This window comes from Pelomonas sp. Root1237, assembly GCF_001425055.1.
Lineage (GTDB): Bacteria > Pseudomonadota > Gammaproteobacteria > Burkholderiales > Burkholderiaceae_C > Pelomonas.
In genome coordinates this window covers 286130-311263 of the sequence record NZ_LMDK01000021.1, presented here as the reverse complement: position 1 = coordinate 311263, position 25134 = coordinate 286130, and the positions used below count along the sequence as shown (strand labels likewise).

General features: G+C 67.9%; 22 protein-coding genes and 1 pseudogene. 16 read left to right on the top strand and 7 right to left on the bottom strand.

The features are described from left to right. Positions 1-87: pseudogene (locus tag ASC91_RS27670) on the top strand (IS5/IS1182 family transposase); the annotation flags it as partial. 145 nt (positions 88-232) lie between these two features. On the opposite strand, the gene ASC91_RS27665 reads toward ASC91_RS27670, so the two are convergent. The 3 genes from ASC91_RS27665 to ASC91_RS27655 form a co-directional block, all read right to left on the bottom strand. Continuing rightward, positions 233-1285 carry a LacI family DNA-binding transcriptional regulator gene (locus tag ASC91_RS27665; protein WP_162247881.1) on the bottom strand — a complete coding sequence of 351 codons (1053 nt, stop codon included), beginning with the start codon at positions 1283-1285 and terminating at the stop codon, positions 233-235. A gap of 370 nt (positions 1286-1655) precedes the next feature. Then, complete coding sequence (locus ASC91_RS27660; protein WP_056205243.1) at positions 1656-2750, bottom strand: DNA glycosylase AlkZ-like family protein; 1095 nt, start codon at positions 2748-2750, stop codon at positions 1656-1658. 2 nt (positions 2751-2752) lie between these two features. Further along, positions 2753-4495 (bottom strand): sensor domain-containing diguanylate cyclase, encoded by a 1743-nt coding sequence (locus ASC91_RS27655; RefSeq protein ID WP_056205240.1) that lies wholly within the window; start codon positions 4493-4495, stop codon positions 2753-2755. A 161-nt stretch (positions 4496-4656) separates the two neighbouring features. Here ASC91_RS27655 and yajC point away from each other — a divergent pair, with 161 nt between their 5' ends. From yajC to ASC91_RS27635, 4 genes are all read left to right on the top strand, one after another. Next, on the top strand, positions 4657-4980 hold the full coding sequence (gene yajC / locus ASC91_RS27650) for a preprotein translocase subunit YajC (RefSeq protein ID WP_056205313.1): 324 nt from the start codon (positions 4657-4659) through the stop codon (positions 4978-4980). An 81-nt stretch (positions 4981-5061) separates the two neighbouring features. After that, positions 5062-6960 carry a protein translocase subunit SecD gene (gene secD, locus ASC91_RS27645; protein ID WP_056205238.1) on the top strand — a complete coding sequence of 633 codons (1899 nt, stop codon included), beginning with the start codon at positions 5062-5064 and terminating at the stop codon, positions 6958-6960. A gap of 12 nt (positions 6961-6972) precedes the next feature. Beyond that, complete coding sequence (gene secF / locus ASC91_RS27640; protein ID WP_056205235.1) at positions 6973-8007, top strand: protein translocase subunit SecF; 1035 nt, start codon at positions 6973-6975, stop codon at positions 8005-8007. Between the two features lie 45 nt (positions 8008-8052). Further along, the gene (locus ASC91_RS27635; RefSeq protein WP_056205231.1) at positions 8053-10524 is read left to right on the top strand and encodes a DUF1631 family protein; all 2472 of its coding nucleotides are present in this window, start codon (positions 8053-8055) and stop codon (positions 10522-10524) included. A 105-nt stretch (positions 10525-10629) separates the two neighbouring features. Here ASC91_RS27635 and ASC91_RS27630 read toward each other — a convergent pair whose 3' ends face one another. The 3 genes from ASC91_RS27630 to ASC91_RS27620 form a co-directional block, all read right to left on the bottom strand. Further along, positions 10630-11082, bottom strand: a complete 453-nt coding sequence (locus ASC91_RS27630) for a DUF494 family protein (protein ID WP_056205310.1) — start codon at positions 11080-11082, stop codon at positions 10630-10632. Positions 11083-11192: 110 nt separating this feature from the next. After that, positions 11193-12284, bottom strand: a complete 1092-nt coding sequence (gene dprA, locus ASC91_RS27625; protein ID WP_056205228.1) for a DNA-processing protein DprA — start codon at positions 12282-12284, stop codon at positions 11193-11195. Positions 12285-12511: 227 nt separating this feature from the next. Further along, positions 12512-13681, bottom strand: coding sequence for a LysM peptidoglycan-binding domain-containing protein (locus ASC91_RS27620; protein WP_056205226.1), 1170 nt, complete (start codon positions 13679-13681; stop codon positions 12512-12514). Between the two features lie 116 nt (positions 13682-13797). Between ASC91_RS27620 and def the strand changes: the two genes are divergently transcribed. The 10 genes from def to ASC91_RS27570 all read left to right on the top strand — a co-directional run bounded on the left by def (position 13798) and on the right by ASC91_RS27570 (position 23639). Continuing rightward, positions 13798-14334: a peptide deformylase gene (gene def, locus ASC91_RS27615; protein WP_056205224.1), complete on the top strand. Its 537-nt coding sequence runs from the start codon at positions 13798-13800 to the stop codon at positions 14332-14334. Beyond that, positions 14334-15266, top strand: a complete 933-nt coding sequence (fmt, locus tag ASC91_RS27610; protein ID WP_056205222.1) for a methionyl-tRNA formyltransferase — start codon at positions 14334-14336, stop codon at positions 15264-15266. Before def ends, fmt begins: the two co-directional genes overlap by 1 nt. A 55-nt stretch (positions 15267-15321) precedes the next feature. Beyond that, the gene (htpX, locus tag ASC91_RS27605) at positions 15322-16167 is read left to right on the top strand and encodes a zinc metalloprotease HtpX (protein WP_056205220.1); all 846 of its coding nucleotides are present in this window, start codon (positions 15322-15324) and stop codon (positions 16165-16167) included. 47 nt (positions 16168-16214) lie between these two features. Continuing rightward, entirely contained in the window at positions 16215-16589 is a 375-nt protein-coding gene (locus ASC91_RS27600; protein ID WP_056205217.1) for a hypothetical protein, read from the top strand. A gap of 115 nt (positions 16590-16704) precedes the next feature. Further along, positions 16705-17463: a head GIN domain-containing protein gene (locus ASC91_RS27595; RefSeq protein WP_162247880.1), complete on the top strand. Its 759-nt coding sequence runs from the start codon at positions 16705-16707 to the stop codon at positions 17461-17463. Between the two features lie 25 nt (positions 17464-17488). Further along, a complete protein-coding gene (locus tag ASC91_RS27590; protein WP_056205212.1) occupies positions 17489-18205 on the top strand; it encodes an AzlC family ABC transporter permease in 717 nt (238 codons plus the stop codon). A gap of 85 nt (positions 18206-18290) precedes the next feature. Continuing rightward, positions 18291-18620 carry an AzlD domain-containing protein gene (locus ASC91_RS27585; RefSeq protein ID WP_056205211.1) on the top strand — a complete coding sequence of 110 codons (330 nt, stop codon included), beginning with the start codon at positions 18291-18293 and terminating at the stop codon, positions 18618-18620. Between the two features lie 67 nt (positions 18621-18687). After that, positions 18688-19881 carry a phosphoglycerate kinase gene (locus ASC91_RS27580; protein ID WP_056205208.1) on the top strand — a complete coding sequence of 398 codons (1194 nt, stop codon included), beginning with the start codon at positions 18688-18690 and terminating at the stop codon, positions 19879-19881. Between the two features lie 95 nt (positions 19882-19976). Next, positions 19977-21227 carry a GGDEF domain-containing protein gene (locus ASC91_RS27575; protein WP_162247879.1) on the top strand — a complete coding sequence of 417 codons (1251 nt, stop codon included), beginning with the start codon at positions 19977-19979 and terminating at the stop codon, positions 21225-21227. Between the two features lie 75 nt (positions 21228-21302). Next, the gene (locus tag ASC91_RS27570; RefSeq protein ID WP_056205203.1) at positions 21303-23639 is read left to right on the top strand and encodes an NADP-dependent malic enzyme; all 2337 of its coding nucleotides are present in this window, start codon (positions 21303-21305) and stop codon (positions 23637-23639) included. Here ASC91_RS27570 and ASC91_RS27565 read toward each other — a convergent pair. Continuing rightward, the gene (locus tag ASC91_RS27565; protein WP_082533067.1) at positions 23572-24513 is read right to left on the bottom strand and encodes a DMT family transporter; all 942 of its coding nucleotides are present in this window, start codon (positions 24511-24513) and stop codon (positions 23572-23574) included. The genes ASC91_RS27570 and ASC91_RS27565 overlap by 68 nt on opposite strands. Positions 24514-24533: 20 nt before the next feature. Between ASC91_RS27565 and ASC91_RS27560 the strand changes: the two genes are divergently transcribed. Continuing rightward, positions 24534-25127: a helix-turn-helix domain-containing protein gene (locus ASC91_RS27560; RefSeq protein ID WP_056205199.1), complete on the top strand. Its 594-nt coding sequence runs from the start codon at positions 24534-24536 to the stop codon at positions 25125-25127. The last annotated feature ends 7 nt before the right edge of the window (positions 25128-25134 follow it).

The window sequence follows — 25134 nt, the reverse complement described above, 5'->3', positions numbered from 1 at the left end:
CGCCGCATCTTCTCCAGATTCGAGAAGCTCGACGTCATGTTCATCGCCTTCATCTGCTTCGCACTCATCGCAGATGGCCTGCGGTAGTGTTAACAGGCCCTAATCGGTTGATCAATTTTTAATTAACCGATTAATCAGCCGATCAAAAAAGGTGCGGCCACGCCGCACGCGCATCTTAAATTGGTCGACCAGTTAAGCTGACTAGGGGAAAACCTAGCCACCTCCGCACGTGTCAAGGGATGGTCAGCGGCTCGCTCCGCGGTCCTGGCAAGGTCCGCCTGTGGACGATCTCGACGGGCAGGACGATGTCGCGAGGGCCCTCGTAGGCCTCGCCACGGCGCTGCGCCTCGATCAGCTGCATCAGGGCCTCGACCGCACGACGACCTATCTCAAGCAGGGGCTGGCGCACGGTCGTCATGCCCAGTGCGCGGGCCATCAAGGTGTCATCGAAGCCTGCAATGGAGATGTCCCGAGGAACGCTCAACCCGCAGCTCTGCAGCGCCTCGATGCAGCCGAAGGCGATGTCGTCGCTGCCACAACAGACGGCCTCGGGCAACGGCTGACCGCGGTGCCGTTGCAGCCATTCCCGCATGGCCTGCCTACCCCCTTCGGCGGTGAACCACGTGCGGATCAGATGGTCGGATGCAACTTCCACTGCGGCTTCGGCATGGGCGCGCAGGAAGCCATCGACACGGACGTCCGCGCCCTTGACGTTCACCGGACCACCCATGCAGAGGATCCGGCGATAGCCAAGCTCGAGCATGTGGCGTGCAATGGTATAGCCGCCTGCTTCATCGTCGGCCTCGACGTTCACCTGGGCCTGCAATAGCGGGCCAGCGTGGATCGTGACCATGGGCGTATGCGGTGGCAGCCAAGTCGTGCTGTCATCTTCCAGCTGACGCGCCAGCACGACGAGCCCGTCGACGCGTCCGTCGCACAACGCAGGGATGCGCTTGGGCGCTTCTTCCCAGCCGCCGAGCGGAAAAATGGATGTGCTCTGTTGGGCTTGCGTCGCGCCCCGCACGACGCCGCTGAAAATTTCCAGGAAATAGAGGTTGGGCTCCTCATTGGCAATGTTGGCGACGAAGCCGATGGCATTGGTGCGTTGAAACGTCAGCGCACGCGCGGTCGCGTTGGGCCGGTAGCTCAAGCGCGCCGCCGCCGCGAGGACCCGTTCACGCGTCTCGACCGACACGCGCGTCGAACCCTTCGCACCGCTGAGCGCGGAGGACGCCGCCGCACTAGAAACCCCCGCTTCTCGCGCGACGTCAGCAAGCGTGGGCAACTTGTGACGACGGCTCTTCGGCGGCTTGGACGGCTGGGGTATCGGAGCGGACACTTCCGGGGGCTGGAGACGGGGCGAGGCACTCTAGCATCGCGTCTGGCTGGAGCCGCTGGAACTGCTGGAGTCCTTCAGTCGAATCAATGCTGCCAAGGCAGCTCTGTGCTCACCTTCGCCAGCTTGCGGCCGACCGTGGTCACTGTCGGACCTGACGTCTTCGTGGCTGATGGTCGTCAACGAAGGCCGTTGACCTATGTGGTCAGAGCCCGATCCTCGCCATTTGCGGGCTGACTTGCTGGTGAAGAGGCTTTCCGTGACGTGGGGCCGTCAGTTGCTGGCCGCTAGCCGCCCCGTCAAGCACTCGTCCTTCGCATCAGCCGGCCTCGACCCCCAAGAACTCCGCCAGCCGCGTCCGCTCCACCTCCAGCGCTGGTTTGAAGGCCGCGTCGCGGGGTGCGCGGCCGGCCACATAGCCGCAGTCCACTTTCAGTCGCCCGCCCTTCACGCTGGCATTGGCCCAGCCGACGACCTGGTCGCGCCACAGCAGCGGCAGCGCGTAATGGCCACGCACCCTCTTGGCCGCTGGCGTGTAGGCCTCGAAGCGGTAGGCCCAGCCCCACAGCAGCTCGAAGCGGCGGCGGTCCCAGACGACAGGATCGAAGGGCGCGAGCAGTCGCACCTGCGAGGGGATGCGCCAGCCGCGTGTCGGGTCTTCATTCGCCGGCCAGTACCAATCCACGCCGTCGATGTGCGTGTGCGCCAGGCGTTCCTTCGCGCGGGTGATCGTCGCCGGCGCCAGCTCGCGCCACTGGTGGGCGCCGTGGAACAGCATGCGGATGAGCTGGGACAGGCTGCCGGCCGGCAGGGGGGCGTATTTCTGCACCAGCACATCGGCCAGCGCGTCCATGGCCGTCTGCGGGTCGGGGTGGGCTTCCCAGGTCGGACCGAGTCGGTAGACGCGCGTGCCGCTGTCGCGCCGCACGACGTCGAGATGGCCGCGGTAGTGCAGGCCGTCCAGCAGCTCGGTGGACAGCCGGCTGTTACCGCCAAACCAGTTCTTCACCTGTCCGTGGCCCAGCGCCGCGTCGACCTCGGCGGGATGGGCCTCGCCCAGGCGCTCGACCTCGGCCAGCACGGCGTTGGCGAGCTTCCAGTGCGGCTTGTCCCACACACGACGCGTCGTGCGCGGGTGCATCAGCGCGCGCAGCTCGGGCGTGACGAAGCCGTAGTTGATGAAGAAGTCTTCCTGCAGCGGCAGGCGCGGGTAGCGGCGCTCCAGGTCGCCGGCGCGGTAGTCCTTGACGCGGTGGCGCAGCGTCAGGTCCTGCGCCCTGGCGGGGGCGCGCAGCGGGTCGGCCTGCACAAAGCCGCCGAGCTTCTCGACGGCCTTGACCAGGGTGGTGGGCGTGAACAGGCTGCGCGCGACGGCAAGGCGGCGCAGGGTGCTGAGATCAAGGCTGGCGGGCATCGCTAGGCGGGGGGCTGCTTGCGGGCGAACATGTCGGCATCGGCATGCCGGAGCAGGCTCTCGGTGTCCTGGCCGTCGTCGGGGTAGAGGGCGATGCCGAAGCTTGCCGCCACCTGGAAGTCGGCCGGTGCCAGGCCCGCCAGGCTTTCCAGCGGCATGCGCATGCTGGCCTCGAGGTGGTCGCGCGCGGCTTCGGCGTCGGCGCGGTTCTCGACCGAGTCCAGCAGCATGACGAATTCGTCGCCGGCATAGCGGGACACGATGTCGCCGATGCGCACGCCGGCCCGCAGCCGCTGGCCGACCTCCTTCAGCACCGCGTCGCCCACGCCATGGCCAAAGCGCTTGTTGACGTCCTTGACGCGATCGAGGTCGACGAACATGACGGCGAAGGGCCAGCGGTCGCCGCGGCGGCGCTGCTGCAGGATGCGGTCCTCGATGCGGCGCAGGATGGCGCTGCGGTTGGACAGGCCCGTCAACTGGTCGGTCAGCAAGCGCCTTTGCATGTCGGCAAAGCTGCGCGCGAGCTCGCCGAGTTCGTCGGTGCGGTGCACCTCGGGCGGCTCGTCGAGCACGCCCTCGCCCACGCGCCGGGCGGCGTCGGCCAGCTCGCGCAGCTCACGGGTGACGATGCCCAGCACCGCCCAGCCCAGGCCCAGGGCGATGACGACGCCCAGGCCCGCGAGCATGCCGGCCTGCACGAAGTTGCGCTGCACACCAACCAGGAAGTCGGCGCGCGGCACGGCGACGATGATGAGCCAGTTCAAGCCCAGGGCCGGGTCGACGCGGGCATAGCCGAGCTGCACGACGCGGCCATCGGCATCGGCAAAGCTCGCCGTGCGCGGCGCGGTGCCCAGGGCCTCGGCGCCGGCCGCCGTGCGTTGGCGCACTGCCTCGAAGGCGGCAACAACGAGGGCGTCGGGGCTCTGCGCGGCGTTCAGCCTTTCGTGCTGGCCGACGGCCAGCGTCTTCATGTGTGCGCCGCGTGACACGCCGACGAGTTGCCCATCGCCTTCCACGACCATGGCGACGGCGTTCTCGCTCAATGACAGCCGCTGCAGCAGCGCATTGACCTGCTTGAGCGACAGGTCGGTGGCGGCCACGCCCTCGGGTTCGCCGACGTCGTTGCCCACGCGCTTGGTGCGCGTCGTGACCAGATCCAGGGTCTTGAAGTCGATGTAGACCGGCGTCCAGCTCAGCGGCGCCGGGTTGGCCAGTGCGGCCTGGTACCAGGGGCGCTCGCGCGGCTCGAACACCTTGTCCTCGGTGACCGGCGAGCGCATGTCGCCGGTGATGCCGCTGAGGCGGTAGATGGTGCGCGGGCCGGTGCCCGCGGTGCGCACGCGCAGCTCGGCCTCCAGTTCGGAGAAGCGCCACAGGCCAAGGAAATGCCCCTGGCGGTCGCCGTAGTAGACGTAGTTGTTGGGATCCCGGTGCACCGAGGTCGCCAGCCAGAAGCGGTTGCGCAGCGCGTCCAGCTCGCGGGGCAGGTTCTCCGGCGCCGGCAGGCCGGTGGGGAAGGCCGCCTCCAGCACGGCATCGGCCCCGCCGACATGGCGCTCCAGCGACACGGAGATGCGGTTCACGGCCTCGACCAGGAGCTGGCCCGACAAGGTGTTCACCGTGTCGCGCCCGGCGCGCCAGGACAGCGTGCCCACCAGCAGCACCAGGCCCAGCACCAAGACGACATAGGGCAGCGTCAGCAGGCTGCGCAGGCTCAGTCGGTCGGTCAGCGCCCTGATCGGCAAGGGAGGAACTCCAGACAGGTTGAATGTGGCGGCGGCAGGTTAGCAGGGGTGGGCGCAGCGGCGTAGCCCCTCGGAGCCCCGTCATCGGGGCGTTTGGCGCGGCGCACTAGAATTCAAGGTTGCCCTGCGGTTTTTGCGGCCGCCCACCCAAGGAATTCAACGTGTTCATCTCCAACGCCTACGCCCAGGCCGCCCCGGCTGCCGCCAGTTCCGACAACGGCCTGCTCGGCATGCTGCCCCTGGTGCTGATGTTCGTCGTGCTCTATTTCGTCATGATCCGGCCGCAGATGAAGCGCCAGAAGGAGCACAAGGCCATGATCGAGGCAGTGCAAAAGGGCGACGAGGTTGTCACGGCCGGCGGCATCATCGGTAAGGTCGCCAAGCTGGGTGACAACTTCATCCACCTGGAAGTCGCCAACGGCGTCGAGCTGCAGATCCAGCGCAGCGCCGTCACCCAGGTTCTCCCTAAGGGCAGCTTGAAGTAATCGGCCCTGCGCCCATCTCCCGGGCCACGGCCGCCCGGGCGCTGCTGATTACGCCGTGCAGGCGCATACAAGGAAGTCCCCATGAACCGCTATCCGCTCTGGAAGTACGCGATCCTGCTCGTCGCGCTGCTGATCGGCACTCTGTACACCCTGCCCAATCTGTTCGGCGAAGCGCCGGCGGTGCAGGTGTCCAGTGCCAAGGTGACCGTCAAGGTCGACAACTCGATGACCACCCGCATCGAGGCCGCACTGGAGCAAGCCGGCATCAAGGCGGACTTCGTCCAGTTCGACGGCAACTCGGTCAAGGCGCGCTTTGGCGACACCGACACCCAGCTCAAGGCCAAGGACGTCATCAGCAAGGAGCTCAACCCCAATGCTGCCGAGCCGACCTACATCGTCGCGCTGAACCTGCTGTCGCGTTCGCCGCAATGGCTGGCCAGCCTGCATGCCAACCCGATGTACCTGGGCCTGGACCTGCGGGGCGGCGTGCACTTCCTGATGCAGGTCGACATGAAGGCGGCACTGACCAAGAAGGCCGAGTCGCTGACCGGCGATGCACGCAGCATGCTGCGTGACAAGAACATCCGCCACGCCGGCATCAGCCGCGACGGCAACACGGTGGTCATCGCCTTTCGCGACGCCGAACAGCGCGCCGCCGCCACCGAGTTGCTGCAGACGCAGCTGCCTGATGTCGTCTGGACGCCGCAGGGCGAGGGCAGCGAGCTGCAGCTGTCCGGCAGCCTGGCGCCCAAGGCCCAGGTCGCGGTGCAGGACGCCGCCATCAAGCAGAACATCACCACCCTGCACAACCGCGTCAACGAGCTCGGCGTGGCCGAGCCCGTCATCCAGCAGCAGGGCGCCGACCGCGTCGTCGTGCAGCTGCCCGGCGTGCAGGACACGGCCAAGGCCAAGGACATCATCGGCCGCACCGCCACGCTGGAGCTGCGCATGGTGGACGACGGCAGCGAGTCGCTGGAGGCGCTCAAGGGCAACGGTCCCGTGCCCTTCGGCACCGAGCGCTTCATCGACCGCGGCTTCGGCCCCATCATCGTCAAGCGCCAGGTGGTGCTGACCGGTGACGCCCTCGTCGATGCTCAGCCCGGCTTCGACGAGAACCACTCGCCGTCGGTCGACCTGACGCTGGACGCCAAGGGCGCCCGCATCATGAAGGACCTGTCGCGCGAGAACGTCGGCAAGCGCATGGCCATCATCCTGTTCGAGAAGGGCAAGGGCGAGGTCGTGACGGCGCCGGTCATCCGCAGCGAATTGAGCGGCGGGCGCATCAAGATCAGCGGCGCGATGACGACCCAGGAAGCCAGCGACACAGCCCTGCTGTTGCGCGCCGGGTCGCTGGCCGCGCCGATGGAGATCATCGAAGAGCGCACCATCGGCCCGAGCCTGGGCAAGGAGAACATCGAGAAGGGGATCGCCAGCGTCACCTGGGGCTTTGCCGCGGTGGCCGCCTTCATGTGCGTCTACTACCTGCTGTTCGGCGTGTTCTCGTCGCTGGCGCTGGGCTTCAACCTGCTGCTGCTGATCGCGGCGCTGTCGATGATGCAGGCCACGCTGAGCCTGCCGGGCATCGCCGCCATTGCGCTGGTGCTGGGCATGGCCATCGACTCCAACGTGCTGATCAACGAGCGCGTGCGCGAGGAACTGCGTGGCGGCGAATCGCCCCAGCAGGCCATCCGGCTGGGCTACGAACGCGCCTGGGCCACCATCCTGGACTCCAACGTGACGACGCTGATCGCCGGTGTCTCGCTGCTGGTGTTCGGCTCCGGCCCGATCAAGGGCTTTGCCGTCGTGCATTGCCTGGGCATCCTGACCTCGATGTTCTCGTCCGTCGTGTTCTCGCGCGGCCTGGTGAACCTCTGGTACGGCCGCCAGAAGAAGCTCAAGAGCGTGTCCATCGGGCAGATCTGGAGGCCCGACGCCGACAAGCCCGCCGCCGAGACGACCGACGTCGCCGCCAAGGCCTGAGAAAGCTAGAACATGGAACTCTTTCGCATCAAGCGCGACCTGCCGTTGATGAAGCATGCGTTGGTCTTCAACGCTATCTCCTTCATCACCTTCGCAGCCGCCGTGTTCTTCCTGGTCACGCGGGGCCTGCATTTCTCCATCGAGTTCACCGGCGGCACGGTCATCGAGGTGGCCTACCCGCAGGCGGCCGAGATCGAGAAGACTCGCCTGGTCGTCGAGAAGATGGGCTTCGGCGAAGTGCAGGTGCAGAACTTCGGCTCTTCGCGCGACGTGATGATCCGCCTGCCCGTGCGCGGCGATATCAAGCAGACCGAGCTGGTCGGCAAGGTCTTCACCGAGCTGTGCACGGCCGAGGCCGGCACGATCAGCGAGCATCAGGAAGTGACGCCCCAGGGCGAGCAGGTCAGCAAGCAGATCTGCAGACGAGCCGATGGCGCCGAGCCGATCAAGCTGTCGCGCTCCGAGGTCGTCGGCCCGGCCGTCGGGGCCGAGCTGGCCCAGGACGCCGCCAAGGCACTGGCCGCGACGGTCATCGGCATCATGATCTACCTGGCCATCCGCTTCGAATGGAAGTTCGCGGTCGCCGGCATCATCGCCAACCTGCACGATGTGGTCATCATCCTGGGCTTCTTCGCCTTCTTCCAGTGGGAGTTCTCGCTGGCGGTGCTGGCGGCCATCCTGGCGGTGCTGGGCTACTCGGTGAACGAATCTGTCGTCATCTTCGACCGGGTGCGCGAGGCCTTCCGCAGGTTCCGCAAGATGAACACCCACGAGGTCATCGACCACGCCATCACCTCGACGATGAGCCGCACCATCATCACCCACGGTTGCACGCAGCTGATGGTGGTGTCCATGCTGCTGTTCGGCGGGCCGACGCTGCATTACTTCGCCGTCGCGCTGACCATCGGCATCCTGTTTGGCATCTACTCCTCGGTGTTCGTGGCGGCGGCCATCGCCATGTGGCTGGGCGTCAAGCGGGAGGACCTGGTCAAGGCGGGCGTGAATCGTGACGACCCCAATGACCCGAACTCCGGGGCCGTCGTGTAGAGTGATCGCAACCCAACATTCCAGCCGCGCAGCCCTCACCAGTCCATGACCGCCGCTCGTAACCAGGCCCTGGCGACCCAGGCGCGGCGCGTCTATCTGGAAGCTCTGGTGCGCGGCATGACGCCCCTGGTCGCTGCGGTCGGCCAGGGCGCTGGCCAGCAACTGGCCCACGGCGTCCCCCACGCCATCATGATGGCCAGGCGCGACGCGGTGCAGGCCTGGCAGAAGCTGGGCCCCAACTGGCAGATGGCCGTCGTCGCGGCGCTGCGCCACGCGGCAGTGCACGGCGTCTCCGACAACGCCCGCGAGCACGACACGACCGTGCCGGCCCAGTCGGTGAAGATGAGCCTGGTCGACGACTCGACCATCGAGCGCGAGATCACCAGCTCCCGCCTGGCCCTGGTCATGATGGACCGGGCGACCTGGGAATTCACCGACCTGCGCACCCGCATGCAGGCCCTGGAGGCTCATGACGACCTGGAACCGCTGGACCTGCTGCGGGCCCATGTCGTGGCCCGCGTGGCGCTGGACGCCTGGACCCGCGTCGGCCTGGACGCGAACATCTGGCAGCTGCTGCACCATGAGCTTCACGAGGAATTCGCCCAGCTCATCAGCGAGGCCTACCACGAGACCAACCGCTGGCTGATCGCCCAGAAGGTGCTGCCCGAGGTCGATCTGCGGCCCTTCATCCGCCGCACGGCCCAGGCCGCTACGGCGGCGACGGCAACGGCCACTGGCGCGCCGGTACCGCCGCCACCGCCGGTGTCTCCCGGCCCGGGTCTCGCCCCCACGTCAGGCCCGGTGCCGATGGTCGCGGGTGGGGCATCGGCGCGCAGCAAGGCGAGCAGCCAGGCCGACGAAGTCATGGCCCAACTGCAGCGTGTGCTGGCCCGCCATGTGCCGGGCTTTCCGGTCGTCAAAAGCCAGGTGCCGGCCCGCCCGGGTGGCGGCAAGCCGAGCCTGGCCGATGTGACACCCAGCCATGCCGGCACCCTCGGTGGTGGCAGTTCATCGAGCGGCGATGCACCCGCCTCCGTGGCCAGGCCGTCGCTGGCCGATGCGCCGCCCGTCTCCGTTTCCGCCGCCTCGCCGCGGTTGATGGGTGCCATCAAGCATGCCCAGGAGTCCTTGCAGCGCCGCCCCGGCGCAGCTGGCGGTGTGGATACCGGTGGCAGCGCCAGCGCCCCGCGTGCGCTGGAGGAGATTGGCGCGCGCAACCAGGCCTTCAAGCAGGTCCTGAAGCAGGCCGCGAGCAACCCGGCCGAACGCGCGACCATCGAGATCGTCGCCATGATGTTCCAGAGCATCCTGACCGAGGAGCGCATCCCGGCCACGGTGCGGGTCTGGTTCGCGCGGCTGCAGATGCCGGTGCTGCGGGTGGCCGTCAGCGAACCCGACTTCTTTGCCGCCGCCGACCATCCGGCGCGTCGTCTCATTGACCGCATGGGCGCGTGCGTGATGGGTTTCAACACGGCCCAGGTCAGTGGCCCGGGTTCGGAGCGCGCCAGCAACGATGCGCTGGAGCGGGAGATCAAGCGCGTCGTGCAGGTCGTCGAGGCCTATCCGGACACCGGCCGGCGGGTCTTTGCCACCGTGCTGACCGAGTTCGAGAAGTTCCTCGACCACTATTTCGAGAACGAGAACCAGGCCTCCAAGCGCGGCGTGTCGCTGGCCCAGCAGGTCGAGCAACGCGAAACCCTGGCCATCCAGTACACCATCGAGCTGCGCAAGATGCTGTCCGAGGTGCCGGTACAGGACGGCGTGCGCGACTTCCTCTTTCACGTCTGGGCCGACGTGCTGGCCGTCACGGCGGTGCGCGCGGGCGCCCAGTCCGACGTGACCAAGTCCATGAAGCGGGCCGCCGCCGACCTGATCTGGAGCGCCAGCTCCAAGGCCTCGCGCGAGGAGCGTGCCGAGGTCATCCGCCGCCTGCCGCCCCTGCTCAAGACGCTGCGCGATGGCATGAGCCACGCCGGCCTGCCGACGGACAAGCAGGACGAGCATGTGCGCCAGCTCAACAACGCATTGGCCGCCGCTTTCACGGCCAAGACGGCCGCCATCCCGCGCGAGCGCCTGGACGAGCTGATGGACCAGCTCGAGACACTGGAAGCCATGCTGCCCGAGGACATCGAAGGCGGCGACAGCCATGTCGACGAGATGCTGGTGCGCGACCTGTCCGGCCACGAATCCGAGGGCATGGAGGTCGTCGCCGAGGGTGGCTCCGCGCCGACGCCGGCCATGGTGGCCTGGGCGCGCGAGCTGCAGGTCGGCGGCTGGTTCATGCTCGACTACCGCGGCCGCAACGAGCAGGTGCAGCTGGCCTGGCGCGGCCTGCGCAAGCAGCTGGCGCTGTTCGTCACGCCCAAGGGCCGCGGCGTGCTGTTCTCGCTGAACCGCATGGCCGCCTTCCTGCAGGCAGGCCTGCTGCTGCCTGCCCAGGACGAAGCGCTGACCGTGCAGGCCACGCGCAAGGCGCTGGCCAAGCTGGATGCCGATCCCGGGCAATTGCTCAAATGATTTGCGGGTCAGACCTGCGCGCGTAGCGCGCTGCTCTGACCCCAACTGATTCAGGAATTGAAAAAGGACGCCGCGGCGTCCTTTGTTCTTGGTGCATCAGCGGGTTCAGTGGATCAACCGATCCTCGGGGGCAACGAACAGCTCGTCCAGGATCAGCGCATCGGGCTCTTCGCCCAGGCTCCAGAACACCATCAGCACGATGATCTTCAGGTCTTCCAGGTCCATCGGGTTCCCGGAGATGGCCATGGCGCGGTCGATGACCATCTCGCGCATCGGGCCGGGCAGCACGCCGGCCGACTCGAGGAAGCTGACGAAGCTGATCGACTCCTCGCCCAGGTGCTCCATCTCCGCGGGCGAATAGACGCGCATCGCGTGTTCGCTCTGCTCGCCCTGGTAGGACTCCCCGGACGCGGCCAGACCGTCCAGCCAGGAGAGGGCCTCCTGGATTTCGTCGTTCTCGAAGCCCACCGCCGTCAGTTTTCGCGCGAGTTGCGCGTGATCGGGGCAGGCGTCCGGGCGCCAATAGGTCTCGTAGAGATAAACCAGGACATCGAACATCGTGAGGGGATGATAGCCCAGGGTCTGGCGCACTCCGGACGCGAATAACCCCTCGGATCAGGCTCTGATATCCGCGGTTAAGCTCGCTGTCTCTGCTGCCCAGCCTGTCCTCATCCCTGCCGTCGACGCTGGAAGAGCTGGCCCGCCAGGCGGGCAATGTGGCCGTCGAGCTCCAACTCCAGCAGGGCGGCGCTGAGCTCGGCCGCCGGCCAGCCGCAGCGGGCCATCAGGGCATCCAGGCTGACCGGATCGAAGCCCATGGCGTCCAGCAGCGCCTGCTGCTCGTGAGGCGTCTCGGCAGGCTCGGGCGTCACGCACAGCTTGCCCAGCGGCGGCAGCTCCTCCAGCACGTCCTGGGCCGACTCGACCAGCTTGGCGCCCTGGCGGATCAGCGCATGGCAGCCGCGGGCCTGGGGTGAATGGATGGAGCCGGGGATGGCGAACACCTCGCGGCCCGCCTCGACGGCCTGCCGGGCCGTGATCAGCGAGCCCGACTGCACGGCGGCCTCGACGACCAGGCAGCCCTGGGCCAGGCCGGCAATGATGCGGTTGCGGCGCGGAAAGTTGGCCGGCAGCACCGGGGTGCCCAGTGAGTACTCGCTGACGATGAGGCCGCCGCCGGCCAGTAGCCGCGCCGCCAGCTTCTCGTTGCGGCGCGGGTAGACCTGGTCCAGCCCGGTGCCGACGACGGCGATGGTGGCGCCGTCGGCGTCCAGGGCGCCCTCATGCGCGGCGGCGTCCACGCCCAGGGCCAGGCCCGAGACGATGGTGTAGCCACCGCGTGCCAGCGCCCGGGCGAAGGCGCGCGCGTTGTCGCCCCCCTGGGCGGTCGGGTTGCGGCTGCCGACGATGGCGATGGACGGCGCGCCCAGCAGTTCGCGCCGGCCCTGCAGCCACAGCAGCAGCGGTGGGTCGGCCGTGGCCAGCAGGCGGGGTGGGTAGTCGGCATCGCCGAGAACGAGCAGGTCATGGCCGGGTTCGGCCAACCATGCCTGGGCCTTGTCGATCAATTCGTCGAGATGGTCAGGGGGCTTGTTGAAGCCCTCGCGCTGTTTGCCCGGCAGCGCCTGGTCCAGGGCGACGGCGGGGAGTTCGAAGACAGCCTGCGGGCTGCCGGCCATGGCCAGCAGCCGCCGCGCCGCTGCCGGGCCCACGCTCTCGGTGAGCCGCAGCCAGGCGACAAGCTCGATGGGTGTCAGCATCAGCGGTTCGAAGAACCGCCGGGCCGAGCGCTGGGCCGCTCCCGAGCCGGCCCGCCTTGGCGATGTGCTTGCCGGTCAATCCGGCAAGCATCGCCGTTCCCTCGGGGGCTGAGGCCGGACACATTGCGCCCAGTGGGCGCGATGTGCCTACCGAAGGGCTGCGGCACCCGCCGCAGCGCGGTCTGCAAGACCGACCAAGGTACTCCTTGGGCTAGGGGCTCCATTCTCTAAGGCTGGGTAAAGCGGTCGCCCGGTCGAACCGGCTCTTTCACCGAGATGATCAGCGCATAGGACACGCGCTCATAGACCTCGAAGACGAACAGGATGCCGTGGCGCTCGTCGGGCAGCTTGATGGCCTCGGCCCTCTCCTGGGTCTTGTCCATGACCCTGGCGCCGTCGCGCCACAGCGCGAACACATGGCCGCGCTCGATGCCATCACGCTTGCCGCGGTTGAGCGCGACGATCTGGTTCTGGCCTGCGTTGAGTGCCTCGCCGTAGATGGCCGCGATTTGACCCGCCATGGGCTGGCTGGGCGCGTGCGGCACATACAGCTCGAGATTGCGTGCCGGTGCCGGCGCCAGACGGTCGCCGATGCCGACCTCCTGCTTGATCTGCCGGACGGTCATCGTGGCCGGCACGATCTCGGCCTTGCCATCGGCGCCGGTGCGCTCCTCGCCCAGACGGGTCAGTTCAGCCGTGCCGACATACGGGGCCTCGTAGCCCAGGATCTCGTTGGTGGCTGGGTCGCGCAGCGGGCGGGCGTTGCGGAAGACGCGGAAGTCGGTGCCGCTGCCGAAATCGCCACGCGCATAGGCCAGTTCGCCCGGGCCGAGCAGCACATGCCCTTCCTGGGCGGCGACGATGCGCGGTGCCGTGGCCAGCGCATCGGTGTCGAAGACGACAGCGTCGGTCAGGAAGGGTTGGATCAGGTGCAGCGGGATGCTTGGGATGGGGCTGGAATCCAGCGCCGAAATGCGCATCTGCGGCCGCAGCTTGACCACGCCATTGCCGGCCGTATTGCCGCCGACGCCCTGTGCCAGTTGCAGCCGGGCCCGGCCATCGACCTTGACCAGCAGCAGCACCTGGCCCGGGTAGATCAGGTGGGGGTTGCGAATCTGGTCGCGGTTCATGCCCCAGAGCTCGGGCCAGCGCCAGGGGCTTTTCAGGAACAGCTTGGAGATGTCCCAAAGCGTGTCGCCTGGCTGCACCGTGTGGCTGTCCGGCGCATTGGGCGCCAGTTCGGCCAGGGGCACGCCCGCGGACGCGACCTGATCGGCGACGCGTCGCTGTTCGGCGGTGACGGGCAGCTTGCTGGTTTGCGCCCAGGCTGAGGTCGCCGTCGCGAGGGCGAGGCAGGTCGCAAGGACTGCGAAGTGGGCTGGGCGGGCAACGGGCATCTGGCGCGGTCTCCGAGGGGATTGCCGGATCGGCGAAAATCCAGGCGATTCTGCCCGCAATCACCGGGGGCAACCAACAACCGCTAGCGCTCGTTTGCGAGTGCTTACAAGGCGCCATGGCCCAACTGCACATCCTTCGCTACCCCGACCCGCGTCTGCACACCGTTGCCAAACCGGTGGCCGCCGTGGACGAGCGCATCCGCCAGCTCGTCGATGACATGCTGGAAACCATGTACGCCGCCGACGGTGTCGGCCTGGCCGCGACGCAAGTCGATGTGCATGAGCGTGTCATCGTCATCGACACGTCGCAGGATCGCGACACCCCGCGTGTGCTGATCAATCCCGAGCTGGTTCGTCTCAGCGAGCGCATGGTCGAGGGCGAGGAAGGTTGCCTGTCGGTGCCGCAGATCTACGACAAGGTGCCGCGCCATGCCGAGGTCACCGTGCGCGCCACCAATCGCGACGGCGAGGTCTACGAGTTCGAGGCCGATGGCCTGCTGGCCGTGTGCGTTCAGCACGAGATGGATCACCTGCTGGGCAAGGTCTTCGTCGAATACCTGAGCCCGCTCAAGCGCGACCGCATCAAGACCAAGATGGTCAAGAAGACGCGCGAGGAAGAGCTCGAGGCCAAAAAGCGCAACCAAAGGTTGTGATGCGCGTCGTCTTTGCTGGCACGCCAGAATTCGCTGCCGTTGCGCTGGACGCGTTGCTGGCTGCCGGTTTTGCCGTGCCGCTGGTGCTGACCCAGCCCGATCGCCCGGCCGGGCGGGGCATGAAGCTGCAGGCTTCGGCGGTCAAGCAACGCGCCGTTGCGGCCGGCATCCCGGTCGCCCAGCCGCAGGGCCTGAAACTGGACGGCAAATATGCCGCTGACGCGGCTGCGGCGCGCGAGGCGTTGCGGGCGGCAGATGCCGACGTGATGGTCGTCGCCGCCTATGGCCTCATCCTGCCGCAGTGGGTGTTGGACACCCCGCGCCGCGGCTGCCTGAACATCCACGCCTCGCTGTTGCCGCGCTGGCGCGGTGCCGCGCCCATCCACCGTGCCATCGAGGCTGGCGACGCCGAGACCGGCATCACCATCATGCAAATGGATGCGGGCCTGGATACCGGCGACATGCTGCTGATCGGCCGCGAGACCATCCGCGCCGACGACACGACCGCGGCCCTGCATGACCGGTTGGCCGAACTGGGCGGTCGCCTGATTGTCGAGGCTCTGCAGGCGCCCAGCCTGGCGCCGACGCCCCAGCCCGGCGAGGGCGTCACCTACGCGCACAAGATCGAGAAGGCCGAGAGCGCCATCGACTGGACGCTGCCCGCTGTCGTGATCGAGCGCCGGCTGCGCGCCTTCGATCCCTTCCCCGGCGGCCAGGCGACACTGGCCGGCGAGGCGCTCAAGGTTTGGCGGGCCGAGGTCGTTGAAGGCCGGGGTAAGCCGGGTGAAGTCATCGCCGCCGGGCCGGAGGTTGCTTGTGGTGAAGGCGCTTTGAAACTGACCGAACTGCAACGCGCCGGGGGCAAGCGCGGGCCGGCTTCGACCTTCCTCCAGGCCCGGCCGATTGCCGTCGGCGAACGCTTCGACGCTTGAAACCCCGGGTGCGTGGCACCATCTCCCACGTATTCCTGACTTCCGGGCCGGTGACATGTTCAATCTGCTGAAAACCGCTGTCCTGATGGCCGCCATCACGGCGCTGTTCATGGCCGTCGGGTCCTGGATCGGCGGCCAGGCCGGCATGCTGATCGCGTTGCTGGTGGCCGTTGGCATGAATTTTTTCGCCTACTGGTTTTCGGCCGACATGGTCCTGCGCATGTACAACGCCCGGCAGGTGGACGAGAGCACCGCGCCGCAGTTCTATCGGATGGTTCAGGAACTGGCGCAACGGGCCGGTCTGCCCATGCCCAAGGTCTATTTGATCGACGAGGAAGCACCGAACGCCTTCGCGACCGGCCGCAACCCGGAGCATGCCGCCGTCGCGGCAACGACGGGCATCCTGCGCGTGCTGTCCGAGCGCGAGTTGCGTGGTGTCATGGCCCATGAACTGGCCCATGTGGCGCACCGGGACATCCTCATCAGCACCGTCAGCGCGACGATGGCCGGTGCGATCTCGATGCTGGCCAACTTCGCCGGGCTGTTCGGCGGCCGCGACGAGAACGGCCGGCAGACCAATGTCATCGCCAGCATTGCGATCGCGTTGCTTGCACCGCTGGCCGCCACGGTGATCCAGATGGCCATCAGCCGCGCCCGCGAGTTCGAGGCCGACCGCGGCGGCGCCGAGCTCTCCGGCGACCCGGCCGCGCTGGCCTCGGCCCTGGACAAGATCCACCGCTACGCTCAGGGCATTCCGATGGCACCCGCCGAGGCTCACCCGGAGACGGCGCAGATGATGATCATGAACCCGCTGTCCGGTGGTGGCCTGCGAGGGCTGTTCTCCACCCACCCGTCGACCGAGGAACGCGTCACGCGCCTGCTCGCGATGGCCAGGCGCTGACTCGCCGTGACCTCAAGTTGCAGCCGCGCCGGCCGATAGCTGAGCCCATGAAGCGCCTTCTTCTTGCCCTGCCCCTGCTCGCAGCCCTGTCGGCCTGCGAGCAGCTTGGCATCGACGACCCCGCCAAAGTGGCCGCTGCCAAGGAAGCCGAGGGCAAGGCCATCGGCAGCGCCTGCCGGCATGCGATGCGTGCCATCGAGGACTGCTACGTCCTCAACCCCAAGGCCCAGAAGGCCGCCGTCTACACCGGCTGGCGCGAGATGGACGAGTACATGCGTGAGAACAAGCTCGAGGGCGTCGCGCCCGTCGTGCCGCGCCCGGGCTCGGTCAAGCCGTCGGCCGACGAGCCAGAGGCCAAGCCGGTCGAGAAAGCCGCTGAAAAGGCGTCTGAAAAGGGCGGCGACAAGGCCAAGGGCCACTGATCCGGCACCGCCAGACGCATTTCGCCCCTTCCATCCTGCGCACTGTCGCGTTGGTCAGGTCCGTCCCGGCGCCGCTTGGCACCATGGGAACCATCAAAACCCGATGGAGCCCGACATGAACACCTCCCGCCGTCTCTTTGCCCTCGGTCTCGTGGCCGCCGCCATGTTCAGCGGCTCCGCCCAGGCCTGGAGCTGGACCATCAACAGCGAGCGCGTCAACGGCAATGGCGACATCGCTACCGAGGCCCGCGACACGGGCGCCTTCGACGGTGTCGCGCTGACCGGCGGCTTCAACGTCGTCATTCGCCAGGGTTCGGGCAACAAGGTCGAGGTCAAGGCCGACCGCAACCTGCTGCCCCTGATCGAAACCCGCGTCGTCGACGGCAGCAAGGGCCGCACGCTGGAGATCTCGCCCAAAAAGGGCGTCAATGTGCACAGCTCGACCAACCCCAGCCTGACCATCGAGATGCCGGCCCTGCGCTCGATCGCTGTGGCCGGCTCCGGCACCGTCAAGGTCGAGGCCATGAAGACGGCCGGCGTCGACGCCTCAATCGCCGGCTCCGGCGACATCCGCTTCGCGGGCCTGGACGCCGAACGCCTGGGGATGAAGGTCAGCGGCAGTGGTGACATCGTCGCGGCCGGCCGCTGTGCCAGCGCCCAGGTGACCATCGCCGGCAGCGGCGACGTGAAGGCGGCCGACCTGGTGGCGGAAGACGTCAAGGTCAGCATCGCCGGTAGCGGCGACGCCCAGGTCAACGCGACCAAGCGCCTGAATGTCTCCATCGCTGGCAGCGGCGACGTGAAGTACGCGGGCTCGCCGGAGATTTCGTCCTCCGTCGCCGGCAGCGGCAAAGTCCGTCGCATCGGGCAGTGATTGAAGTGCCGCCGACAATGGCGGCATGAGTCTGACTTCCAGGTTGCGCGCGCTCGCGGCCGACCCCGATTTCCGCCACGGCGCGCGCGACATGGCCTCGCCCTCCCTGGGCCTGGCGGCCTGGGGCCTGGTGACCGGTGTGACCATGGTCAAGAGCGGGCTCAGCATCCCGCTCGCTATGGGCATGTCGCTGCTGGTGTTTGCCGGCAGCGCGCAGCTGACGGCCCTGCCGCTGATCGCCTCCGGCGCGCCGCTGTGGGTGCTGCTGGCCACGGCGTTCTGCGTCAACCTGCGCTTTGTCATCTTCAGCGCGCAATGGCGCAACTACTGGGGCCATCTGCCCAGGGCGCGCCGGCTGCTGAGCGGCTATGTCGCGGCCGACCTGAACTTCGTCTACTTCGTCAAGCGCTATCCGGACCCCGTGCCGGTGCCGGGCCAGCAACGCTATTTCTGGGGTGGCGTGGCCGTCAACTGGCCGACCTGGCAGGCCTGCTCCTTCGCCGGCATCCTGCTGGCCGACCGCATTCCGCCGCATTGGGGCATTGGCTTCGCCGGCGTGCTGGCGCTGCTGGGACTGTCCTATTCGCTGCTGACCGAGAAGGTGCTGTGGTGGGTGGCTGTGACGGCTGGCGCTGTGTCGATTGCCACCTATGCGTTGCCGCTCAAGCTCAACATCCTGTGCGCCATCTTTGCGGCGGGCGCCGTAGGCTGGTGGCTGGACGCGCGAAAGGCCAGGGCATGAGCGTGCGCCGAACGCCGGGCCGTCCCAAGTCGGCGCGCATCCCCTCGGGGGATCGGTCGGCGTACTCGACGACCGAGGGGCGGACATGAGCGATGCGATGACCTGGGTGGCGCTGTTCGGCCTGGCCGGCATTTCCGTCCTGACCCGCAGTTTCTTCATGATTGGCGAGAAGCCCCTGCCCATTCCGGACTGGCTGCGCGAACTGCTCAAGGTTGCACCGCTGGCGGCCCTGGTCGCGGTCGTCGCGCCCGAGATCTTCATGACGCAGGGCCAGCTCATCACGACCTGGCAGGATGCGCGCTGGCCCGCGGCGGTGGCCGCGACGGCCTACTACTTTTGGCGCAAGGGCATCCTGGGCACCATCCTCGTCGGCATGGCGGTCATGCTGCCTTTGAAGCTCGGCCTCGGCTGGTAACCGCGCCGGAACGGCGGGCAGCGAGAATCGCGGCAGTTTCGGTTTCTCATCAACTGCCCCGCCCACCATGAACGTCATCCGCTTCTCCGACCTGATCGCCGCCGGCAAGGTGGCCGGCCAGCGCGTCTTCATCCGCGCCGACCTCAACGTGCCGCAGGACGACACCGGCAAGATCACCGAGGACACCCGCATCCGCGCCTCGTTGCCGGCCATCAAGATGGCTCTGGACGCTGGCGCCGCCGTCATGGTCACCTCCCACCTGGGCCGCCCGACCGAAGGCGAGTTCAAGCCTGAAGATTCGCTGGCGCCGGTGGCCGAGCGCATGGCCGAGCTGCTGGGCCGCCCGGTGCCGCTGCAGCGCGACTGGGTCGATGCCGTCTCCGTCGCGCCGGGCCAACTGGTGCTGCTGGAGAACTGCCGCGTCAACAAGGGCGAGAAGAAGTGCAGCGAGGAGCTGTCCAGGAAGCTTGCCGCCTTGTGCGACATCTTCGTGCACGACGCCTTCGGCACGGCCCACCGCGCCGAGGCCACCACCTACGGCATCGCCAAGTACGCCAAGATCGCTTGCGCCGGCCCGCTGCTGGCAGCCGAGATCGACGCCATCACCAAGGCCCTGGCCAACCCGCGCCGCCCGCTCGTCGCTATCGTTGCCGGCTCCAAGGTGTCGACCAAGCTGACCATCCTGCAAGCCCTGGCGAGCAAGGTCGACGGCCTCATCGTCGGCGGCGGCATCGCCAACACCTTCATGCTGGCCGCAGGCCTGAAGATCGGCAAGTCGCTGGCCGAGCCGGATCTGATCGATCAGGCCAAGTCCGTCATCGATGCGATGGCTGCGCGCGGCGCCGACGTGCCCATCCCCGAAGACGTCGTGACGGCCAAGACCTTCTCCGCGGGTGCCACGGCGGCGGTCAAGGCGGCCACCGACGTGGAGGACGACGACCTCATCCTCGACATCGGCCCCAAGACGGCCGCCAAGCTGGCCGAGAAGCTCAAGGCCGCCGGCACCATCGTCTGGAACGGCCCGGTCGGCGTGTTCGAGTTCCCGGCCTTCGCCCATGGCACGGAGGCCATCGCCCGCGCCATCGCCGAGAGCGTCGCCTTCAGCATTGCCGGTGGCGGCGACACGCTGGCTGCGATTGCCAAGTACGGCATCGAGAAGGACGTGGGCTACATCTCCACGGGCGGCGGTGCCTTCCTGGAGGTGCTGGAAGGCAAGACGCTGCCGGCCTTCAAGATCCTGGCCGAGCGCGCAGCGGGCTGATACAAGTCCGCCGCTGGGGGCGGTCATGATTTCACGTTCAGCGTCGGCCGCCCCCACCGCCCGGCGTTACCGGCCGACACAATTGCCGGATGGTTTTGCGCTGGCTCCTCGCCCTGCTCGTCGTCACGACGCTGCTCGGCCTTTATGCCAACGAGTATTGGATGACTCGCCACCTCGTGCTCGATGGGCGCGGCGCGGGTCAGCATCTGGAAATCGTCGACGACCGCAGCAGCGGCGGCAAGAGTGAAGCCAGGCTGGACGCGCCTGCCGGCGGCCCGGTGGGCATGCGCTGCGACATCCGCCCCGGCTACGAGTGGCCCTACTGCGAGCTGCAGTTCGAGATGAAGGGCCGGCCGCTGGACCTGAGCAACTTCAGCCACATCCGCCTGTGGCTGAATGCCGAGGGCCCATCGCTGGACCATCAGGCGCCACAGGTGCGCGTCTTCCTGCGCAATGCCAACCCGGCCTATACGAAGCCGGGTGACGCCGAAAGCCTCAAGCCCCAGGAGGTCACCTTCGCGCCCGGCGCCCAGCCCCAGCCGGTGGAAGTGCGGCTGTCGCAGTTCGCCGTCAGCTCGTGGTGGGCCCAGACACATCAACTGCCCGTATCCCTGGTGGGCCCGGAGATGGACAGCATCCGCGTCATCAGTTTCAGCACCAGCGGCCAGGTGGCGCCGGGCCAGCACCTGATCCGCGTCGACCGCGCCGAGCTCGTCGGTGACTGGGTCGCTCCCGAGACCTTCCGCCTCGGCCTGGTTGGCCTGTGGATGTTCAGCCTGCTGGGCTATCTGGTCTGGGAAAGCTGGACGGTGCACGGGCGCCTGCGCTTGTCGATGAAACGCTCGCGAGCGCTCGAGAAGATGGCCTTGCGCGACCCGCTGACCCGTGTGGCCAACCGCGATGGCCTCAACCGTGCACTGGACCTGCTGCTGCAAGTGCAGGGCGACATGAGCTTCCCGCTGTCGGTCGTCTTCGTCGACGTCGACCATTTCAAGCGTGTCAACGACGAGCATGGCCACGAGGTCGGCGACCAGGTGCTGGTGCTGCTGGCCCGCACGCTGCGCGCCAACCTGCCGCGTGACGACCTGCTGGCGCGCTGGGGCGGCGAGGAGTTCGTCATCGTCATGCCGCAGACGCCGGCCGAGGAGGCCGTGGCCGTGGCCGAGCGGCTGCGCCAGGTGCTGGCGCGCGTTGAATGGTCGGCCGGGCTGAAGGTCACTGCGAGTTGGGGCGTCGCCCAGGCGGCGGCGGCGGCGGATGTCGAGGCTGCGTTGCGCGAGGCCGACCAGGCCATGTACCGCGCCAAGCATGAAGGCCGCGACCGGGTGATATCGGCTTCGGCATAGATCGCCAAAAAACCTGCATCGGCGGGGGCTGAAACGCGGCGTAACCTACGGGGTTATCCCTGGAGAACCGCCCTCATGGAAAAGAACAACGCACCCTTGTCGCCTGCCGAAGCCGCGCTGCGCGACGCCGCCCTCGACTACCACCGCAGCCCGACGCGCGGCAAGATTTCGGTCACGCCGACCAAGGCGCTGTCCAACCAACGCGACCTGTCGCTGGCCTACTCGCCAGGCGTGGCCTATCCCTGCCTCGACATCGAACGCGACCCGTCGCTGGCGGCCGACTTCACGTCGCGCGGCAACCTGGTGGGCGTCATCACCAACGGCACCGCCGTGCTGGGCCTGGGCGACATAGGTCCGCTCGCCGCCAAGCCCGTCATGGAAGGCAAGGGCTGCCTGTTCAAGAAGTTCGCCGGCATCGATGTGTTCGACATCGAGCTCGCCGAGCGCGACCCGGATAAGCTGATCGACATCATCGCGGCGATGGAGCCGACGCTGGGCGGCATCAACCTTGAGGACATCAAGGCGCCCGAGTGCTTCTACATCGAGCGCGAGCTGTCCAAGCGCATGAACATCCCCGTCTTCCACGACGACCAGCACGGCACGGCCATCATCTCGTCGGCGGCGCTGCTCAACGGCCTGGAGCTGGTGGGCAAGGAAATCGCCAGGGTCAAGGTGGCCGTGTCGGGCGCGGGGGCCGCCGCCATCGCCTGCCTGGACGTCATGGTGGGCCTGGGCGTCAAGCGCGACAACGTCTTCGTCTGCGACTCGCGCGGCGTCATCCAGTCCGAACGTGAAGACGCGAAGGCCGGCAAGCTGGACGAGTCCAAGCAGCGCTATTGCCAGATCACGGCGGCGCGCACACTGGCCGATGTGGTCGATGGCGCCGACGTCTTCCTCGGCTGCTCGGCCGCCGGGGTGCTGACGGCCGACATGGTCAAGACCATGGCCAGTCAGCCCATCATCCTGGCGCTGGCCAACCCCGAGCCCGAGATCCGCCCCGAGTTGGCCAAGGCCGTGCGGCCGGACTGCATCATGGCCACGGGCCGCAGCGACTACCCCAACCAGGTCAACAACGTCCTGTGCTTCCCCTACATCTTCCGCGGCGCGCTGGACTGCGGCGCGACCAAGATCACCGAAGGCATGAAGCTCGCCTGCGTGCGCGAGATCGCGGCGCTGGCCAAGGCCGAGACAAGTGACGAAGTGGCCGCGGCCTATGCCGGCCAGGAACTGGCTTTTGGCCCGGAATATCTGATCCCCAAGCCGTTTGACGCGCGGCTGATCCTGCGCATCGCGCCCGCGGTCGCTGCGGCTGCGGCGGCCGACGGCGTGGCCACGCGGCCGGTGGCAGACCTCGTCGCCTACCGCCAGTCGCTGGAGCGCTTTGTCTACCAGACCGGCATGTTCATGCGCCCGGTGTTTGCCACCGCGAAGGCCGAGTGCGCACGTGTCATCTACGCCGAGGGTGAGGACGAGCGCGTGCTGCGCGCGGTGCAGGTGGCGCTGGACGAGGGCCTGTGCAAGCCGACGCTGATCGGCCGACCGGCGGTGCTCAAGGCGCGCATCGAGCGCGCCGGCTTGCGGCTGAAGCTGGGTGAAGACGTTGCCGTCATCGACCCCGAGGACGACCCGCGCTTCCGGCAGTACTGGGAGGCCTACTACGCCCGCATGAAGCGCAACGGCTTCACGCCCGAGATGGCCAAGTCCGCCGTGCGGCGCTCCAACACAGCCATCGGTGCGCTGGCCATCGAGCTGGGCGACGCCGACGCGATGATTTGCGGCATGGTCGGCCGCTTCGACCGCCACCTGGAGCAGGTGCGCGACCTCGTCGGCCTTCGCGAGGGCGTGCGCCAGTTCGCCGCGATGAACGCGCTGATCCTGGAGCAGATGACGCTCTTCATCACCGATACCTTCGTCAACGACGACCCGAGCGCCGAGGAGCTGGCCGACATCGCCGCGATGGCTGCCGAGGAGGTGAGCCGCTTTGGCCTGCCGCCCAAGCTGGCTTTCGTCAGCCATTCGATGTTTGGCTCCAGCACGCGGCCGTCGGCCGTCAAGATGCGCCGCGCCCACGAGCTGTTCTCGGCCGCCCACCCTGAAGTCGAATGCGACGGTGAAATGCATGGCGACGCGGCCCTTTCCGAGAGCGTGCGCCAGGCCTTTCTGCCCGACAGCAAGCTCAAGGGCGCTGCCAACCTGCTGGTGCTGCCGACGCTGGATGCGGCCAACATCCTCTTCAACGTGCTGAAGATCAGCGCCAGTCACGGCGTCACGGTCGGCCCCATCCTGCTGGGCGCGGCAGCCCCCGTGCACATCCTGACGCCCTCCGCGACGGTGCGCCGCATCGTCAACATGACGGCTCTGGCGGTTGCGGACGTGCGGGAAGCCCGCGAGGCCCGTTCAGCGCAGGGCTGAACTGCGCCAGCGCCACGCCGGCGAGGATGACGCCGGCGCCGAGCAGCTTGGGCGCGCTGAACTGCTCACCGCCCCACAGCCACGCGATGAGGCCGGCCACCAGCGGCATCAGGTAGATCAACGGCGCGGTGCGGGCCACGCCGCGCTTCTCGTTGGCCCAGCCCCAGGCCAGCCAGCCCAGGAAGCCGCCGCCGATGACCTGCCAGGCCAGGCCCGGCCATACCCATGTGGGCTGCGTTGCCCAGTCCAAGGACACCAGTGCTGGCGAGCACCACAGCAGCATCGGCAGCGTGCACACCAGGCTGCCATAACCTAGCACCGTCACACCGCCGTGGTGCTGGATCAGTGGCTTGCTCGCCACCGTGTAGTAGCTGAAGAGGGCGGCGGCGGCCAGCAGCGTCAGGTCGCCCAGGCCGGCCTGCCAGTCGGCGGCGAGCAGCTTGTCCGATGTGAAAACCAATGCGCCCGTGGCCGCCATCGCCACGCCGACGACCTGGCCCGCGGAGAGCTTCTCCACGCCGGTTGCGCGCAGGATCAGCAGTGTGAACACCGGCCCGCAGGCCAGCAGCACGCTGGCGCTGAAGGCAGTGGAGCCCTGCATGCCGTAGGCCGACAGCAACAGGTGCAGGCCTTGGCCGATCAGCGTCAATCGCACCAGCGGCCAGACTTCGCCGCGGTCCAGTCGCGGCCAGCGCATGCCGAAACGCCAGCACAGCAGGGCCACGGCGCAGAAGGGCATCAGCAGATAGCGCAGCCCCAGGAAACCCGTCGGGCCGACCTGGTTGAACAAGGCCTTGGACAGTGGGAAATTGACGCCCCAGGTCAGCACGACGGCCATAGCGGCGATCAATGGAGCGAGCTGGCGGTCCTTCATATCGGCTAGCATATTCTCATATGAGAGAAGAATTCTCTGAATTGAGCGAAGAGGGGCAGTTCGAGCGTCAACTGGCCGAGCGGCTGGCTGCGCTGCGCACGGCCGCCGGCTGGTCGCTGGACGAGTTGGCTTTGAAAAGCGGCGTCAGCCGCGCAACGCTGAGCCGGCTGGAGCGCGCCGAGACCAGCCCGACGGCGACGCTGCTGTCGCGCCTGGCCCGCGCTTACGGCCTGCCGTTGAGCCGCCTGCTCGCCGAAGCCGAGGCCTTGCCCGTGCGCCTGCTGCGCGCCGCCGACCAGCCACGCTGGCACGACGTGCAGAGCGGCTTCGAGCGACTGATGCGCTGTCCGCCCCTGGCCGGCTTCGCGACCGAGGTCATCGAGGGCCGTCTCGCGCCCGGCGCCGAGCTGGCCTACGACGAGCCCACCGTCGCGCGCCTGGAACACCACCTGTGCCTGCTGGAAGGCCGGCTGCGGCTGACTCTGCAGGGGCAGGTCTTCGAGCTGGGCGCTGGCGACTCGATCAGCTTTCGCTGCCTTGGGCGCAGCGTTTTCACCAACCCCGGGGCCGAATCAGCGCGCTATCTGCTCGCGATGACGGTGCCTTCCCTGTAACTGGTAT